At 60.1% G+C, this 16,405-nt stretch carries 11 protein-coding genes, 1 tRNA gene and 2 pseudogenes; 7 read left to right on the forward strand and 7 right to left on the reverse strand.

Going from position 1 to position 16,405, the window contains the following annotated elements; all coding sequences use genetic code 11:
• Positions 1–114: 114 nt before the first annotated feature.
• Together J3P88_RS05165 and J3P88_RS05170 are read right to left on the reverse strand one after the other, a co-directional pair.
• Positions 115–1,275: a hypothetical protein gene (locus J3P88_RS05165; RefSeq protein WP_186704994.1), complete on the reverse strand. Its 1,161-nt coding sequence runs from the start codon at positions 1,273–1,275 to the stop codon at positions 115–117.
• A 113-nt stretch (positions 1,276–1,388) separates the two neighbouring features.
• Positions 1,389–2,807, reverse strand: a complete 1,419-nt coding sequence (locus J3P88_RS05170; protein WP_434574339.1) for a short-chain fatty acid transporter — start codon at positions 2,805–2,807, stop codon at positions 1,389–1,391.
• 368 nt (positions 2,808–3,175) lie between these two features.
• Here J3P88_RS05170 and J3P88_RS05175 point away from each other — a divergent pair.
• Together J3P88_RS05175 and J3P88_RS05180 are read left to right on the forward strand one after the other, a co-directional pair.
• A pseudogene (locus J3P88_RS05175) lies at positions 3,176–3,748 on the forward strand (PAS domain-containing protein); the annotation flags it as partial.
• A gap of 156 nt (positions 3,749–3,904) precedes the next feature.
• Positions 3,905–4,336, forward strand: a pseudogene (locus J3P88_RS05180) (methyl-accepting chemotaxis protein); the annotation flags it as partial.
• A gap of 271 nt (positions 4,337–4,607) precedes the next feature.
• Here the strand turns inward: J3P88_RS05180 and ggt are convergent.
• From ggt to J3P88_RS05195, 3 genes are all read right to left on the reverse strand, one after another.
• Positions 4,608–6,449 (reverse strand): gamma-glutamyltransferase, encoded by a 1,842-nt coding sequence (gene ggt, locus J3P88_RS05185; protein ID WP_434574341.1) that lies wholly within the window; start codon positions 6,447–6,449, stop codon positions 4,608–4,610.
• 191 nt (positions 6,450–6,640) lie between these two features.
• Positions 6,641–6,717, reverse strand: a tRNA-Met gene (locus tag J3P88_RS05190).
• Positions 6,718–6,820: 103 nt separating this feature from the next.
• Complete coding sequence (locus tag J3P88_RS05195; protein WP_434574343.1) at positions 6,821–8,878, reverse strand: methyl-accepting chemotaxis protein; 2,058 nt, start codon at positions 8,876–8,878, stop codon at positions 6,821–6,823.
• 329 nt (positions 8,879–9,207) lie between these two features.
• On the opposite strand from J3P88_RS05195, the gene J3P88_RS05200 reads away from it, so the two are divergent.
• The 4 genes from J3P88_RS05200 (at position 9,208) to J3P88_RS05215 (ending at position 12,102) form a co-directional block, all read left to right on the forward strand.
• The gene (locus J3P88_RS05200; protein WP_186704999.1) at positions 9,208–10,425 is read left to right on the forward strand and encodes an MFS transporter; all 1,218 of its coding nucleotides are present in this window, start codon (positions 9,208–9,210) and stop codon (positions 10,423–10,425) included.
• A gap of 264 nt (positions 10,426–10,689) precedes the next feature.
• On the forward strand, positions 10,690–11,133 hold the full coding sequence (locus tag J3P88_RS05205) for a DUF3592 domain-containing protein (RefSeq protein ID WP_434574345.1): 444 nt from the start codon (positions 10,690–10,692) through the stop codon (positions 11,131–11,133).
• Between the two features lie 4 nt (positions 11,134–11,137).
• Entirely contained in the window at positions 11,138–11,725 is a 588-nt protein-coding gene (locus J3P88_RS05210) for a hypothetical protein (RefSeq protein WP_434574346.1), read from the forward strand.
• Between the two features lie 5 nt (positions 11,726–11,730).
• Positions 11,731–12,102, forward strand: coding sequence for a c-type cytochrome (locus J3P88_RS05215; protein WP_434574347.1), 372 nt, complete (start codon positions 11,731–11,733; stop codon positions 12,100–12,102).
• Positions 12,103–12,671: 569 nt separating this feature from the next.
• On the opposite strand, the gene J3P88_RS05220 is transcribed toward J3P88_RS05215, so the two are convergent.
• A complete protein-coding gene (locus J3P88_RS05220; RefSeq protein WP_207966273.1) occupies positions 12,672–12,839 on the reverse strand; it encodes a nucleoid-structuring protein H-NS in 168 nt (55 codons plus the stop codon).
• A 296-nt stretch (positions 12,840–13,135) separates the two neighbouring features.
• Between J3P88_RS05220 and J3P88_RS05225 the strand changes: the two genes are divergently transcribed.
• The gene (locus tag J3P88_RS05225; RefSeq protein ID WP_434574348.1) at positions 13,136–15,199 is read left to right on the forward strand and encodes a calcium-binding protein; all 2,064 of its coding nucleotides are present in this window, start codon (positions 13,136–13,138) and stop codon (positions 15,197–15,199) included.
• A gap of 94 nt (positions 15,200–15,293) precedes the next feature.
• On the opposite strand, the gene ychF is transcribed toward J3P88_RS05225, so the two are convergent.
• The gene (ychF, locus tag J3P88_RS05230; RefSeq protein ID WP_060740647.1) at positions 15,294–16,394 is read right to left on the reverse strand and encodes a redox-regulated ATPase YchF; all 1,101 of its coding nucleotides are present in this window, start codon (positions 16,392–16,394) and stop codon (positions 15,294–15,296) included.
• Between the last annotated feature and the right edge of the window lie 11 nt (positions 16,395–16,405).

Raw genomic sequence — 16,405 nt, forward strand, 5'->3', positions numbered from 1 at the left:
GAAACTTTTGATAGCTTCGCCCAAGTCGGGGGCAGGATCTACTGTCGACTCTGACAGGAGCCAAAGGCGCCTTCCCGTGTCAGCGCAGGCTTACGCGGGAAAGCGCCCCGAGGTTTACACCGCCTCGGCAGGCAGCGGCATGGGCACCTTCAATTGTGGAAGTTGCGACTTGATCGCCGGTGTTTCGCATTTCTTCGCCGCGTCTGCCTCGCTCAGTTTACGCACCGAGGTGTAGAACAATTCGCAGGTCTTTTCCTTGTCCGTGACCTGCCAGGTCTGCGTGCACTGGTTCAGCAGGGTGCTTGGATCGGTGCCCGGCTTGCTGCCCATGCCGGCCTGCCAGCAGGCAGCACTCAAGTCCTGGCCCATGACCTTCAAGCCGGCGGCATCCGCCTTGGCTTCGTCGCCGTCGTAGTTTTCCTTGTCAGCGGCGTACCAGATATAACTCGGGTGGTTGGAGCCCAGGACCGGCACCTTGACCCCCGCCGTCGGCGTGATGGTTGCCAGGCCGAGCACGCCTATGGTCTGGCCGTACTGGGTCTTGATCCAGTTCCGAACGGGCGCTCCGAAGGCCACCATCGGCAATGCGGCGCCGCTGGCGGTTTGGGTAACCTCTTTGACCATGGTGGTCTGGTAATCGTTGAAGTAGCTGTAGAGCCCCTCCAAGGTGCTGCCAGCATTGGACGGCGCAGCGATGGGCGCAATGTCGATGATGGTCTGGTAAGCGGGTGTGTTTGGCGCGGCGATGCCGTTGACGGTGAGCAGCGTGGCCCAGCGATCAGTGGTCGCCGACTCCAGGTAATCCTGGGCCTGGGTCAGGGAGTAATCCGGCGGGAAGTGCAGCAACTCGACGCTCTTGCGGTTCTCCAGGGCCATGCCCAGCGGCAGGAACAGGTACCAGTTGTAGGACCATTTCTTGTCGTTGTTGAGTTTGGTTGCGCCGTTGTACGCCAGGTCCCCAGCGTCGAGTAGGGCCTTCAGCGGTTGGCCATAGCTTTTCGGCACGCCGCTGATGTTGGCGTAGACGGTGCCGTTGTCGCTTTTGACGCTGACCTTGGCCGCGTCGTAGCCGTCGCGCTGGACACTTTGCGTCAGGTAATGCTCGACGGTCTGTTCCAGTGTCCAGTCGCGAAAACAAATGACGTTGCAGTTGTTGGGATAAGCGAAGAGACGGGTGACGCGTTCGGTGCTGCCAAGGTTTACATCGATGTCGGCGGCGTGGGCGGCGGCGCTCAGGGTGAGAGCGGCAAGAGGAAGTACGGCGAGTTTGAACATGCTCAGATCCTTTTCAGCGTGGGGGCCCCAGGAAAACAGGGGTGTATCCATACTGAAACAGACCGAGCCGAAGAAGAAGTGGGCCGATGGAAATATCGGCCCTGTTTTAAGGCTTATGGCATCACTGGCGGCAAATACGTCAATGTCGTCCCGAGCGCCCACAGCAGCGCCAGTACCAACGGCGTGTGCACCAGCAACTGCACGAAGGAAAACCCGATCAAGTCCCTGGCCTTCAGCCCCAGCACCCCCAGCAACGGCAGCATGTAGAACGGGTTGATGAGGTTCGGCAGCGCTTCGGCGGCGTTATAGATCTGCACCGCCCAACCGAGGTGATAGTTCAGGTCGTTAGCCACTTGCATGACGTAGGGCGCCTCGATGATCCACTTGCCGCCACCGGAAGGAATGAAAAAGCCCAGCACCGCCGAATAGACGCCCATCAGCAAAGCGTAGGTGTCATGGGAGGCGATCTGGACGAAAAAGGTCGAGATGTGGTGAGCCAGGGTCTGGGCATCGCTGCCTTTGACCGTGGTCAGCAGCGCGGCGATCGAGCCGTACAACGGGAACTGGATCAACACGCCCGTGGTGGTCGGCACCGCGCGGGCCACGGCGTCGAGAAAGCTGCGCGGCCGCCAGTGCAGCAAGGCGCCGAGCATGATGAACAGGAAGTTATAGGTGTTGAGCCCGGAAATGGCGCTGATCGCAGGCTTGGTCGAAAATTCATGGAACAGCCAGCCGGCGGCCAGTAGCACCAGGGCGATGGTCAGCAGCGGGCTGTGCTCCAGCCATTCTCCCGGGCGGGTACGGGGCTGCAATGCCGGCATGCTGAAACTCGGATCGATTCCACACGCGGCGGCATCACGTGCGCTGTTGGGGCCGGGAGCGGTGGCGTAGGCGACAATCAGCGAGATCACGATCAGCGCCAGCAGCATCACGCCAGACTGCCAGAGAAAAATGGTCTGGGTGAAAGGAATGACGCCGGTAATCGACAGGATCGAGGGGGGCAGGCTGGCCGGGTTGGCCTGCAATTGCGCCGCCGACGAAGACAACCCCAGGGCCCATACCGCGCCGAGGCCCAGGTAAGCGGCGGCGCCGGCGGCGCGGTAATCCATCTTCAGGTCGGTGCGCCGGGCGAGGGCGCGCACCAGCAAACCTCCAAATACCAGCGACAGGCCCCAGTTGAGCAAAGACGCGACCATGGAAATCAGCGCCACCCACGCCACCGCGGAGCGGCCGTTGGTCGGAATACGCGCAAGTCGATCGATCAACTTGACGGCCGGCGGCGAGCTGGCAACCACGTAACCGCCAATCACCACGAAGGCCATTTGCATGGTGAACGGGATCAGGCTCCAGAAGCCGTCGCCGAACGCCATGGCCGCTGTCGTGGGCGTGGCGCCGATGAATTGCGTCGCCACGGCGACCACCAGCACCGCCAGCGCGGCGAAGACCCAGGAGTCGGGAAACCAGCGCTCGGCGAAACTGGAACAGCGCAAGGCGAAGCGGGCGGAACGGCTGTCTTCGATGTCAGTGGTCACGGCAATTACCTCGTTTTTATGATTATGAATATTCAAGGCAGCTTCAAAAGCCAGGCGCAACAGTAGAACAATCCAGTGACCGTGGGAGGCTGATCGGGTTCGGCGGGCGACGGTATATTTTCAGTACCGGCTCGCGGCGCTCTTTAGAAAAAAAACGCTGGGCCGATGGCAAGGGAACAGCCTATTCAATTCTTCTGCTGTCGGAGCTGCCCATGTTCAACAACCGCCTGAAGCAGGAGCTACTGGCTCTTCGCCAAGAACTGTCCAGCCTTGTGCAAGTCAAGGAAAGCCTGGATCGCGAAATGCTTGGCCTCACCCTGGATGCCGACGGACGGATTCAATCGGTCAATCAGAATTTCCTCGACGAGATGCGCTACAAGAGCCAGGACCTGATCGGCCGGGCTGTGGATGAGCTGGTTCCCGCGTATCTGAGATCTAATGAATTCCAGGTTCGCTTCAAGTCGGCGCTGACCCGTGGCGAGCACTTTTCCGGTGCCGTGCGCCTGCTGCGGGGCAATGGCCAGGAAGCCTGGCTGCGTTCAATCCTCCAGCCCGTACGGAATGCTGACGGGCGGGTCCGCTATTTTTCGATGTACTCCAATGACCTGACCCGCACCATCGAAGCGTCCCGGGAACATGAAAACCTCATCGGCGCATTGGTGCGTTCAACGGCAGTGATCGAGTTCGATCTGGGCGGGCACGTACTGACGGCCAATGATCGCTTCCTCAACGCCATGGGTTACAGCCTCGCGCAGATCAAGGGCAAGCACCACCGCACGTTTTGTGAGCCTGAGGAATACAACAGCGCGGGCTATCAGCATTTCTGGAAACGCTTGAACAGCGGGGAATTCGTGGCCGGGCGCTTCAAGCGTCTCGACAGCAGCGGTCGTGAAGTATGGTTGGAGGCGTCCTATAACCCGGTGCTCGATGCCAACGATCGACTGTATAAAGTGGTGAAGTTCGCCACCAACATCACCGACCAGGTCAACCAGGAAAAAGCTGTCGCCGAGGCGGCCAACATTGCCTACAGCACCTCGCTGCAGACCGACAACAGCGCCCAGCGCGGCACGACGGTGGTGACCCAGGCCGTGGACGTGATGCGCGACCTGGCCCGGCACATGCAAACCGCCGGTCAAGGCATCGAGGCGTTGAACGAGCAATCGCTGGTGATCGGCACCATCGTCAAGACCATCAGCGGCATCGCCGAACAGACCAACCTGCTGGCGCTCAACGCCGCGATCGAAGCGGCCCGGGCCGGCGAGCAAGGCCGGGGCTTTGCGGTGGTGGCCGATGAGGTGCGCCAATTGGCATCGCGCACCAGCCAGGCCACCGATGAAATCGTCGGCGTGGTTCGCCAGAACCAGGACATGGCCCGCAACGCCGTGGCGCTGATGACCGACGGCCAGCACCAGGCCGAACACGGACTGGCCCTGGCCGCCGAGGCGGGGACGGTGATCGTTGAGATCCAGGACGGGGCGAAAAAAGTCGTCGATGCGGTGAGCCAGTTTGCCAATCAGCTATCGACTTGAAAACACTGCTGGGCGAGCCGCCGCTATCGCAAGCAAGCTCGCTTCCACAGGATTTTCTGGTGCTCACAGACTGATCATTCCAGCCAAACACTCTCCCTGTGGCGAGGGAGCTTGCTCCCGCTCGGCGGCGCAGCCGTCGTAAAACGGCTGACGCGGTCTGCCTGAACGATCTTGGTGATCCAATGGGGGCCGCTTCGCAGCCCAGCGGGAGCAAGCTCCCTCGCCACAGTATGCAACTCCCTAAGGCTGCCTCAACTTGATCGACGAGTACTCAATCCCCCAGCGCTGCGCCTTCCCGTCGCGGGTCCGCACCGCCGGCCAGTGAGGTTTTCCCCTGAGCATCACGCACCCGGACAATAGCCTGGGTGCCGCTGTTCATGTCGATTTCGCTCACCGTGTGGCCCTTGTCTTTCAGCGCCTGGACCAGCGTCGGGCTGAACTGTCCTTTCTCCAGTTCGGTGGGGCCATTGCGGCTGCCGAAGTTGGGGAGGTTGATGGCGGTTTGCGGATCCAGGTTCCAGTCCAGCAGGCCGATCACTGACTTGGCGACGTATTCGATGATTTGCGAGCCGCCGGGGGAGCCGACAGCGGCCAGCAGTCTACCTTGATGATCGAAGACCAGTGTCGGCGCCATGGATGAGCGCGGGCGTTTGCCGGGTTCGACGCGGTTGGCGACTTTTTGCCCGTTTTCTTCAGGGATGAACGAGAAATCAGTCATCTGGTTGTTGAGCATGAAACCCTGGACCATCAGGTGCGAGCCGAACGCCGATTCCACCGTCGTGGTCATGGACACCGCACCACCCTGGTCATCCACCGCCACCACTTGCGAGGTGGAAATACGCAGCGGTGAACGGTCCGGGGCGTAGGCTACCTGGATGCCCGGTGGTGTGCCGGGCTTGGCGACACCCATGCTACGAGGGCCGATCAGGCTGGCTCGGCTGGCCAGGTAACCTTGATTCACCAGTCCGTTGAGCGGCACGGCTACAAAATTCGGGTCGGCGATGTATTGGGCGCGGTCGGCGTAGGCCAGGCGCTCGGCTTCGGCGATCAGGTGCACCGCTTCGGGAGAGGGTTCAATGCCGGCGGGTTTATCGGTCTTGAGGGGTTTCAAGGGGGCGAGGGCTGCATTGCTGTCGCGCTGTTCCAAGGCCTGCAACGTCCCGAGGATCTGTGCCACGGCAACCCCGCCCGAAGACGGTGGTGGCATGCCGCAGATTTGCCAGCGCTTGTAATCGGTGCACAACGCGGGCCGCTCCCGTGCGGTGTAGCCCTGGAGGTCGTTCAGCGAAAGGCTGCCAGGGTTGGCGTGACCCTGCACCTTGGCGACGATCTCCTCGGCAACCGGCCCTTTATACAACGCATCGGGACCTTCGTTGGCGATGCGCTTGAGCACCCCTGCCAATGCCGGGTTTTTCAGGATGGTGCCAACTGCCTTCGGACTGCCATCGGCATTGAGAAAGTATGCCGCCATGTCCGGCGAGCCCGGCAAAGACGGGTCGGTCGCGATCAATGAATGTAGCCTGGGCGAAATCGCGAAGCCTTGTTCGGCCAACGCAATGGCTGGTTCGAACAACGTCGCCCATTGCAGGCGCCCGTGTTTACGGTGGGCCAGTTCCAGTCCACGCAACACCCCGGGAGTGCCAACGGAGCGGCCGCCAATTTGGGCGGCGGTAAACGGCATGGGTTTGCCGTCGGCTTGCAGGAAAAGTCTTTCGGTGGCGCCGGCCGGTGCCGTTTCGCGACCGTCGTAGGTGCGCACAGCCTTGCCATCCCACAGCACAATGAACGCGCCGCCGCCAATGCCCGAGGATTGTGGCTCCACCAGGGTCAGCACGGCTTGCATCGCAATCGCCGCGTCGATGGCCGAGCCGCCGCGCCGCAACATCTCCCGCCCGGCTTCGGCCGCCAGCGGGTTGGCCGCGGCCGCCATGTGCTTGTCGGCGTAACGCGTCTGCACGTCGGTGCGGTAGCCTGAAGTGATCTCCGGCGGAGCGGGCAATGCTGGTGTGGCGGTGGAGGAAGGCGGGGCCTTGCAGGCGCCAAGCGTTAACGCGACAGCCAGCAACGAAACGGCTGACAGGCGATGAAGGTTCGGTTTCAGATCTGTGAGCACGTGTCGCTCCATCCGTGGGCTTGGGATATAGGATCGACTGTAGCGATGCGAGGCGTGTGGCGCAAATCGACACGGGACTGAGCAAAGCCCAGTCTGTCCCTGATGGCAGGGGCATAAACAATTTCTGAGAGAGCGGGTTTTTTCAAGGCATAAAAAAACGGCTTATCTTTCGATAAGCCGTTTTTAGTACTTGGTGGCTACACAGGGACTTGAACCCCGGACCCCAGCATTATGAATGCTATGCTCTAACCAACTGAGCTATGTAGCCAAGTGGCGCGCATTATTCGCCGGTAACGAAGATGTGTCAAGCGTAAATCTGAAATATTTCTCTGCGCTTTCAACCGCTTAACAATCCTCGCTGCAAATCCCTGTCAGCCGAGCTGAAATCTCCCTGTGTTGGCACTCAAGGCCTGGCTTCCCTGGCTCAAGGTATCGGCCGCCACGTTCACGGCCCGTGCGCCTTCGAGCAAGCGCATGGCCGCCTGGTCGACCTGTTGGATATTGCCGCTGACTTCGTCGGCGGTGCTGGCTTGTTCATCCACGGCGGTGGCGATTTGCGCCAGGGTGTCGGTGACGCTTTGCACGGCGCTGGCAATTTCGCCCAGTCGCTCGCCGAGGCCAGTGACGGCTTGGGCGTCGGTCTGGGCTTGGCCGCAGGCGGCTTCCATCAGGCTGACGGCTTCGTTGACCGTGGCGCGCAGGCTGTCGACGGTGCCGGCAATTTGTTGCGTGGAGGACTGGGTGCGTTGCGACAGGCTGCGCACTTCATCGGCGACCACCGCGAAACCGCGGCCTTGTTCGCCGGCGCGAGCCGCTTCGATAGCGGCATTGAGGGCCAGGAGATTGGTCTGCTCGGCGACGCCACGAATGGTATCGACCACCAGTTGGATCTGTTGCCCCTGTTCGCTGACCCGCCCCAGTGCGGCGGCGGTTTCGTTGAGCCGTTGGTTGAGCTGCTGGATACTCGCCGTGGTGCGCTGGCTGTCGCGGCTGCTGTCGGCGGCGATGCGCCGGGTTTGCTGGGCGCTGTCGGAAGCTTGTTCACAGCTCTTTGCCACGCCTTGGGAGGTGGCGGCCAGTTGCGTCGCGGCGGCGGCGATCTGGCTGATCTGTATTTGCTGGGCCTCGACTTCTCCCAGGGCGCCGCTGGAGTGTGTATTGAGGGTGCGCACGGCGTTGCTCAACTGCAACGTCTCGTGATCCACCCCCAGCAGACTGTTGCGCAACTGCACCACGGCGACGTTGAGGGCGGTGCTGATGGCCGCCAGTTCATCGCGCCCTTGCACCGGTACTTGCAAGCTGAGATTGCCGTCGCGCAGGGCCTCGGCCAGTAAGGTGATACCGCTGGCGCTGCGCCGGATCGACGCTTGCAGGCAGACAAAAAGATACAGCGCGGCCAGCAGCAGGCAGCCGAGGACCGTCGCGACCAGGATGAACTGGCGAATCGCCGAGCCGTAGTAGTGGTCCAGTCGCGTATCCAGCGCCACCAGCGATTGTTGCCGCAGGGTCGCCAGGTCGGCGAGGAGGGCATCCATGTGTTTTTCGAAGTCTTCCGGCTTCAGATTGATGGCGCCGCCGAACACGCCGTCATCCAGGACTTTGAGGCCGGCGTCCAAGTGCTTGAGGCTGCCTTGGAATTGTCCAGCCCACGTCTGCAGGTCGCTGGGCAGGCGGGTTTCCAGCAATGTTCCGGTCTTGACCAGTTGATCCCGGGCGTCGCCGATACGGCTGCGCAGGTCCCGCAGTTGCAGGCGGCTCTGCAAGGTGAATTGGCCCGACACCACGGAGGCCTGGCCGACGCTGGCCAGACGGCCGACCCGTTCGATCAGGTCCGGCGTCTGCTGGGTGGAAATCTGAGTCAACAGATAAGTCTCCAGCCAGGAGGCGAGGGTCAGGCGGTTATCCATGACCATTTGTTCGCGCAACGCTTGCAGGGCGCTGAGCGCTGCGGTGAAGCGGTCATAGCCATCCGGCCACCAACCCACGCTGCCCAGGCTTTTCGAGTCCAGGCTGTTGAGGCTGGTTTGCAGGGTTTGATAACGGGCGAGGGTGTCGGCTTCGGCCCCTGCGGTTTGCAGGGTAGAGGCCAGGTCACTGGCGGCCTGGTTGAGGGCCGGTTGCACTGCATCGTACGCCGCCATGGCGGCCAGCGTCGCGGGTGTCGGCTGCCGATTGGTCTCGGTGGCACGCCAGCGGGCGGCGCGGTTGCGCTGGGCGGTGAGCAGGTTGTCGAGGTTATCCAGGGCCAGCAATTGGCGCACCCCGGCGCGTTCCCCGGAAATCAGGCTGAGTTTGTCGCGATAATCCTGGCCGATGAGCCACAGGCTGCCCATGAGCGGCAGGATAAATAGCAGGAACAGCAATTGGAATTTGCGGGCGAAGCCGAAACGCCCCAACAACCTGATTCCCGGTGATAGAAAAGCCTGCATGCCCATACTCCCCTGAACACCCCTGTACTGTTTTTGTGCGTTTTTACACAGTGCTAAAACGGGTGCCCTTTTAAAAGGCTTCGAAAGTTTGTCCAAATCGGCTCGGTAGGCCTGCTCTGTAGCGAAACTTCCCATTCTCGGTCCCCTTTGTAAGAAGCCGCGTTATAGCTCATTAACAAGGCAAGATTCAGACCATGGCGTTGGGCTATCACCTTGGAATTCGACAATTTTTCAAGGTCGATAGCAAGCTAAGGGGATAGCCTTGTCGCACCGAAAAATGGCACATTGACGCACCTGCCCGTGTGCACCCTCTGTCGTATGGAAACCCCATGGCTATCAGCAATACCCAAGCCGACACCTCGGCCGTTGCCGCCCCGGCGCAAAGCAGCCCATTGGTCATGCGCATCATCGGCGCCGTGGCGCTGGCGCACTTGATCAATGACTTGATCCAGGCGGTGCTGCCGTCGATCTATCCAATGCTCAAGGACAGCTATGGCCTGACCTTCACCCAAGTTGGCCTGATCACCCTGACGTTCCAATTGACCGCATCTTTGTTGCAGCCGTGGGTCGGCTATCACACCGACCGGCACCCCAAGCCGTGGCTGTTGCCGGCCGGGACGGTGTGCACGCTGATCGGCATTGTGATGATGTCCATGGTCGGCAGTTTTGCCTTGATCCTGTTGGCGGCTGCGTTGATCGGCATTGGTTCGTCGACCTTCCACCCGGAAGCGTCGCGGGTGGCGCGACTGGCCTCGGGTGGCCGCTACGGGCTGGCGCAATCGACGTTCCAGGTGGGCGGTAATGCCGGCTCCGCCTTCGGCCCGCTGCTGGCGGCGGCGATCATCATTCCCTACGGGCAGGGCAATGTGGCCTGGTTCGGGCTGTTCGCCCTGTTTGCGTTGTACGTGCTGTACCGCATCAGCCGCTGGTACGCCAACCACCTGAACCTGTTCAAGCTCAAGCAAGGCCAGGCGGCCACTCATGGGTTGTCCAAGGGCCGAGTCTTGAGTGCCCTGGTGGTGCTGGGGCTGCTGGTGTTTTCCAAGTACTTCTATATGGCCAGTTTTACCAGCTACTTCACGTTCTACCTGATCGAGAAGTTTGACCTGTCGGTGGCCTCTTCGCAGTTGCACCTGTTCCTGTTTCTCGGCGCGGTGGCGGCTGGGACCTTTTTTGGCGGGCCGATTGGCGACAGGATCGGGCGCAAGGCGGTGATCTGGTTCTCGATCCTCGGCGTGGCACCGTTCACGCTGATCCTGCCTCACGTAGACCTGCTGTGGACCAGCATTCTCAGCATGGTCATCGGTTTCGTCCTGGCCTCGGCGTTCTCGGCCATCGTCGTGTACGCCCAGGAACTGGTGCCGGGCAACGTCGGGATGATCGCCGGCGTGTTCTTCGGGCTGATGTTTGGTTTCGGTGGGATTGGCGCCGCGTTGCTGGGGCACCTGGCGGACATCCGTGGCATCGAGTATGTGTACTGGCTGTGCTCGTTCCTGCCGTTGCTCGGGGTGTTGGCGATTTTCTTGCCGAGGACCCGGAAGGCTTGAGAGGGACGAGAGGTTTGAACATCTATGTGAGCTGAGCCGCCGCTATCGCGAGCAAGCTCGCTCCCACAGGTTCAGTGGTGTTCAGGCGCTTGCGAACATCGAGAATCCATTTGTGGGAGCTTGCTCGCGAAGGCGTCGGTATCTCCAGCATCATTTCAAACTGACCCAACACCGTAGCCCTGCATTCAAATCCAGTGATACGCCATAGCCTGGCTTTTTGTTATTCTCGCCGCCTTCTTTCATGGACGAATACCGGGACAAGCCATGGCTAACGACACCCCGTCACGCATCGGGACCCTACTGCTGGGCCTGCTTTTTTCTCTGATTGGCGTTGGCTTGTTGGGCATTGCCGTCAACCTCACCCTTGATCGACGCGACTTTCTCGCCCAGGCACAGACCGCCGATGGCATCGTCAGCCATTTGAATGCTGGTGGTTCGCATCCTGAAATCGCCTTCACCACCGTCAGCGGCGAAAAAATATCCTATCCCCAGGGCGGTTTTATCTTCGGTTACCAGAAAGACCAACCGGTGCGCGTGCACTACTTGCCCGAGCAGCCGGCTGGCAGCGCCATCGTCGATGCCCCGTCAGCACTGTGGGGGACCTCCGGGGTGCTGGGGTTCATCGGTTTGGTGTTCACCCTTGTCGGCCTGCTAAAAGCTTTCCGTCAACGCGGCCGCGGTGCGGTTCATTCACATAAAGGACTTTGAACGTATGAGCTACAACATCCCTCTCCCGGTCAATGAAAGTCGCTGGCAGTACCAGACCGCCAGCGGTGGCGGTCTGACCGTGGTCATGGTGGCGGGCAGTGGCGGCTCGATTATCCTGCGTTCGCCCCAGGGCGAGGACGTCAGCTATCGCTATGGCGGTGTTGGCGTGGGTGTCGGGTTTGGCGCAAGGCTGCCACGCTTCGGCAAGATCAATATCCAGATCAAGGGCAAGGGTGTGGCTGCGGCCGGTGCGGCGGAGGCGTTTCCCAGCACCGGCAAGGTGTTTGTCAGCGACGCCTTGGTCAATCGCGACCTGACCAGCGACGACATCACGGGTCCTTGCATGTATACCGAGGTGGGCGTGGGCCTGGTGGTCGGCGGTTCGGCCACGGCCCTGCTGTTCGGGCTCGACCCCAAGTTGCTGGCGTTATCGGTGGCCTTGAGCGCCAACCCGGCGACTTCGCTCATTGCGTCGACCACGGTCAACCGGCAACTGGCGCGCTCGGCCAAGGGGGCGGTGGTCATGGCGGGTGTGAACGCTGGGTTGCAGGCCGGTGGTGGTGCGGCGATCTATATGGGTTACCTGTTCTAGTGAGAATGTCAGTCATTGCTTCGCTAGGGATTTTGTCGCTGATTCAAACATCGCTGTCCTTTGCGGATAATGCCAATGGGAAAAATATCTATTTGCAGCGATGTGTGATGTGCCATGGGGTGGACCTCAAGGGAACAGGGCCTTTGGCTCATAAGAGCAATCCTCCTACGCCTGATCTTACGACTGCGGCTTTCAAGGAGCGTCTGAGGGTTTATCCGGGGGTTATTGTGTCGTCGGTAATACTTCGTCCTAATGGAGACTTGATTCCCAGGACGTTGAAAGAGAATGGTGTGAAGTTAGTGCCGTTTGATTGGGGCGTTAAGGACTTTCGCGATTTGAATCAGTATATGAGTGGTGTGATTTTCAAAGGCCGGTGACTTTCGGGGCTTTTTTGCGTGTTGTTGATGATCTTATGTGTATATCCGTTATCTAGGTAACGGCTACTTATGGTTCCGCTCTTACAGCGGGTCACTTTTGAGAAGCGCAAAAGTAACCAAAACGCTCTTGCCCCACCACTCGGCACCTCGCCTAGGCTCGGTGTGCCCTCACTCCGGCATTGCTCCGTGGGCCGCCGCGAAGGGCCATCCATGGCCCAGCGCGGCTACCTCGGCATCCATGCCGAGGTGCCCACTGCGCAATACCTGCGTTCGGCCAGCGTGGTTTAACGGGGCCTTCAGATCAAGATCAAGATCAGAAGCAAGAGCAAGAGCAAGAGCAAGAGATACATGCCAGCATCTATTTGTCTGAGCCTCCGCTATCGCGAGCAAGCTCGCTCCCACACATAATCTTCTGCAGACACAAAACTCATGTACACCACAAAACCTGTGGGAGCGAACTTGCTCGCGAAGAGGCCTGTACATTCAACAACTTCATTGGCTGTGATACCGCTTTCGCGAGCAAGCTCGCTCCCACAGGAGAAACGCGGTCCCATCCAGAGCCAGGTCGGCTATAAGGCCGCCTCGCGGTGGACGTTGATCTCGGGCGCCCCGTTAACCACGCTGGCCGAACGCAGGCGTTGTGGAGTGGGCATCCCGGCATGGATGCCGGGATAGCCGCGCTGGGCCATGGATGGCCCTTCGCGGCGGCCCACGGAGCAATGCCGGAGTGAGGGCATGCCGAGCCCTAGCGAGGCACCGAGTGGTGGGGCAGAAGCGCTTTGGTTACTTTCGCGCTTTTCGAAAGTGACCCGCTGTAAGAGCGGAACCATAAGTAGCCGTTACCTAAATAACGGATATACACCTCATCCCCCGCAACACCACGTGCAAGTTAGACGTTAAAGCGGAAGTGTCCCTTCTCGTCGGCTTCAACAAACCACTGGTCGAACTCCGCTCATGCCAACGCTGGGGCGGCGTGCAAATCTTTACTGCTCTACTAGAGTGACGAATCCAACACCCGTTAAAGGATTAACCCATGGCAACCAGCGATAGCACGATGGCAAATACCCATACCGTGATAACTGGCCCGGGCACTGTCCAGGTCGACCTCACCGGCCAGCTCGATAATAACCAGAGCATCATTATCCAACCGGACGGCAAGATATTGGTTGGAGGCTATACCGAGTACCTGGCATGGGGATACCCCGGAGCGCCAGGCGAAGAAAGCTACGGTTACGAACAGAAGCATTCCGTTGTCCGGCTAAACGCCGATGGTAGCCTGGACACCAGCTTCCATGAAGGTGGCATCGACATCGTACCTGCTGCGATAGCCCCGGCGTCGCGCTACGAGCTGACGGCGGTGCAGACCGATGGCAAGGTGCTTGTCGCCGTTGCGTTGGACACCGGCGTACAGGTGGAGCGCTTCAACAGCGACGGGACGCGCGATGCCAGCTTTGGCCAAAATGGCGCTATTACGGTCGACATCAGCCACGACTTCAAGGACATCGACCTGACGGCGAATACGGATGGCACATTCCAGGTCAGCGCCCGTGGATTTGACCAGGCCACAGTGACAAGGATCGGCAATGACGGCACTTTCGTCGATGGCTTTGGCGAAAATGGCGTGCTGACTGTCAAGATTCCCGAAGACGCTTACTACAACGGAGGGATATCTACTGCGGTGCAGGCAGATGGAAGTGTTGTGGTCGGGGCTGCATACAATGCCGCCGGCGTGGGCGATCCGACGTACACCCTACAGCGCTTCAACCCCGACGGTCAGCTGGATACCCGTTTCGGTGATGATGGTGTCCTCTCCTTGAACGCTGCCATGGGTTTTGGCGAAGACTCCGTGGTCACCGTACAGGCTGACGGCAAGATTATCGTGATGGGTCATGGCGAAGGCGATACTTTGGCTACTCTCGCGCGGCTTAACGCTGATGGCTCCTTCGATGCCAGCTTTGGCTCCAAGGGTAGGGTGACCTTCGAGGCCGACACGCCTGTGGCGTTGACAGTGCAAGAGGATGGCAAGATCCTCGCCGCTGGCACGAGCAACGGAGATTTCAGCGTCATCCGTTTGAACGCGGATGGCAGTGTGGATACCGGCTTCGGCAGCCAGGATGGCAAGCTCCATGTGGACGGATACGCCGGCGAAGAAATCCTGCAGGGGAGCGATACCGCTGAAATCATCCACGGCTTGGCGGGTGATGATGTGCTCCAAGGCAACGGCGGACGCGACGTTCTGCAGGGCGGCGCTGGCGCTGACATTTTCCGCTTCGCCGAACTGAGCGACAGTTTCCGCACGACCACGCAAAACAACAGCGACCGGGTCATGGACTTCGACGCCTCTCAGGACCGCATCGACCTGATTGGCCTGGGCTTCACCGGCATTGGCGACGGCCATGGCGGCACCTTGGCTGTCATGGCGAGCTCAGACGGCACTCGCACCTACCTCAAGAACTACGACGCTGATGCCTCTGGACAACGGTTTGAACTGATCTTGGATGGCAACCTGTCGGGGCAATTGGACAGCTCTAACGTGGTGTTCACCGCACCCACTGTCGAAGGGACGTCTGGTAAAGATACGATTACCGGTTCTGCCTTGTCGGAAATCATCTATGGCCTGGACGGCAATGACCGTATCAATGGCGGTGCTGGCGCTGATGTCATCATCGGTGACGCGGGTGCAGACCGTCTCAACGGCGGAGATAGAACCGACATTTCGTTGTGGACAGATAACCGTGAAAACGCCGACGTGTTCCGCTATCTCTCTACCGAGGACAGCTATCGTACGGACAGCCATAGCTTTGCCGATCTTATCGAAGGCTTTACCGTTGACGACAAGATCGATGTATCGGCCCTGGGCTATACCGGCTTCGGAGAGGGTACGGGCACTACGCTGGAGATGGTTTATAACAACGAACTGGACCGCACTTACCTGAGGGATGTGGAGGCGGATGCACAAGGCCACCGATTCCAGGTCGCGCTTGCTGGGGACTGGCGAGAAAGCCTTGATGAGGATGACATGATCTTTGCTCCCGACGCCGAGATAGGGCTGATCGGGGTAGCGCCCGAGGCCGATCCAGGGCATTTATTGACCTGACGTCGGCTCCAGACGGTCGCGTGGCAGCGAGTAGCTGCCACGCGATGGGGTCTGAGGACGTTGATCGCCCCCAATGACCTGATATGAAAAAGCGTCAGACGTTGAAGCGGAAATGCATAACGTCACCATCCTTGACGATGTATTCCTTGCCTTCCAAACGCCATTTACCCGCTTCCTTGGCGCCCGCTTCGCCCTTGTACTGGATGAAATCCGAGTAGGCGATGACTTCGGCGCGAATGAAGCCTTTCTCGAAGTCGGTGTGGATCACACCAGCGGCTTGCGGTGCAGTGGCACCGACGCGCACAGTCCAGGCGCGGACTTCTTCGACACCGGCGGTGAAGTAGGTCTGCAGGTGGAGCATCTCGTAGCCCGCGCGGATCACGCGGTTCAGGCCGGGCTCTTCCAGGCCCAGGGCCTCGAGGAACATGTCCTTCTCTTCACCGTCGTCCAGCTCGGCGATTTCCGCTTCGATCTTGTTGCAGACCGGCACGACCATGGCGCCTTCTTCTTCGGCAATGGCCTTGACCACGTCCAGGTGCGGGTTGTTCTCGAAACCGTCTTCAGCGACGTTGGCGATGTACATGACCGGCTTGGTGGTCAGCAGGTGGAAGCCCTTGATCACCAGCTTCTCGTCAGTGCTCATGTTCTTCATCAGGCTACGCGCAGGTTTGCCTTCGGTGAAGTGGGCGATCAACTGCTCCAGCAGGCCTTTCTGGACAACCGCGTCCTTGTCGCCGCCCTTGGCGTTACGGGCGACTTTCTGCAGTTGTTTTTCACAGCTGTCGAGGTCGGCGAAAATCAGTTCCAGGTCGATGATTTCGATGTCGCGTTTCGGGTCGACGCTGTTGGAGACGTGAATCACGTTCTCGTCTTCGAAGCAGCGCACGACGTGGGCGATGGCATCGGTTTCACGGATGTTGGCCAAAAACTTGTTACCCAGGCCTTCGCCTTTCGACGCACCGGCCACGAGGCCGGCGATGTCGACGAATTCCATGGTGGTCGGCAGGATGCGCTTGGGGTTGACGATCGCCGCCAAGGCTTCCAGGCGCGGATCGGGCATCGGTACGATGCCGCTATTCGGCTCGATGGTGCAGAAGGGGAAGTTCTCGGCCGCAATACCGGATTTGGTCAGGGCGTTGAACAGGGTGGACTTGCCGACGTTAGGCAGGCCGACGATGCCGCAATTGAATCCCATGGTGTTTCCCC

Source organism: Pseudomonas sp. Z3-6, assembly GCF_051131985.1.
In the GTDB taxonomy this organism is placed as follows: Bacteria; Pseudomonadota; Gammaproteobacteria; order Pseudomonadales; family Pseudomonadaceae; genus Aquipseudomonas; species Aquipseudomonas zanjanensis.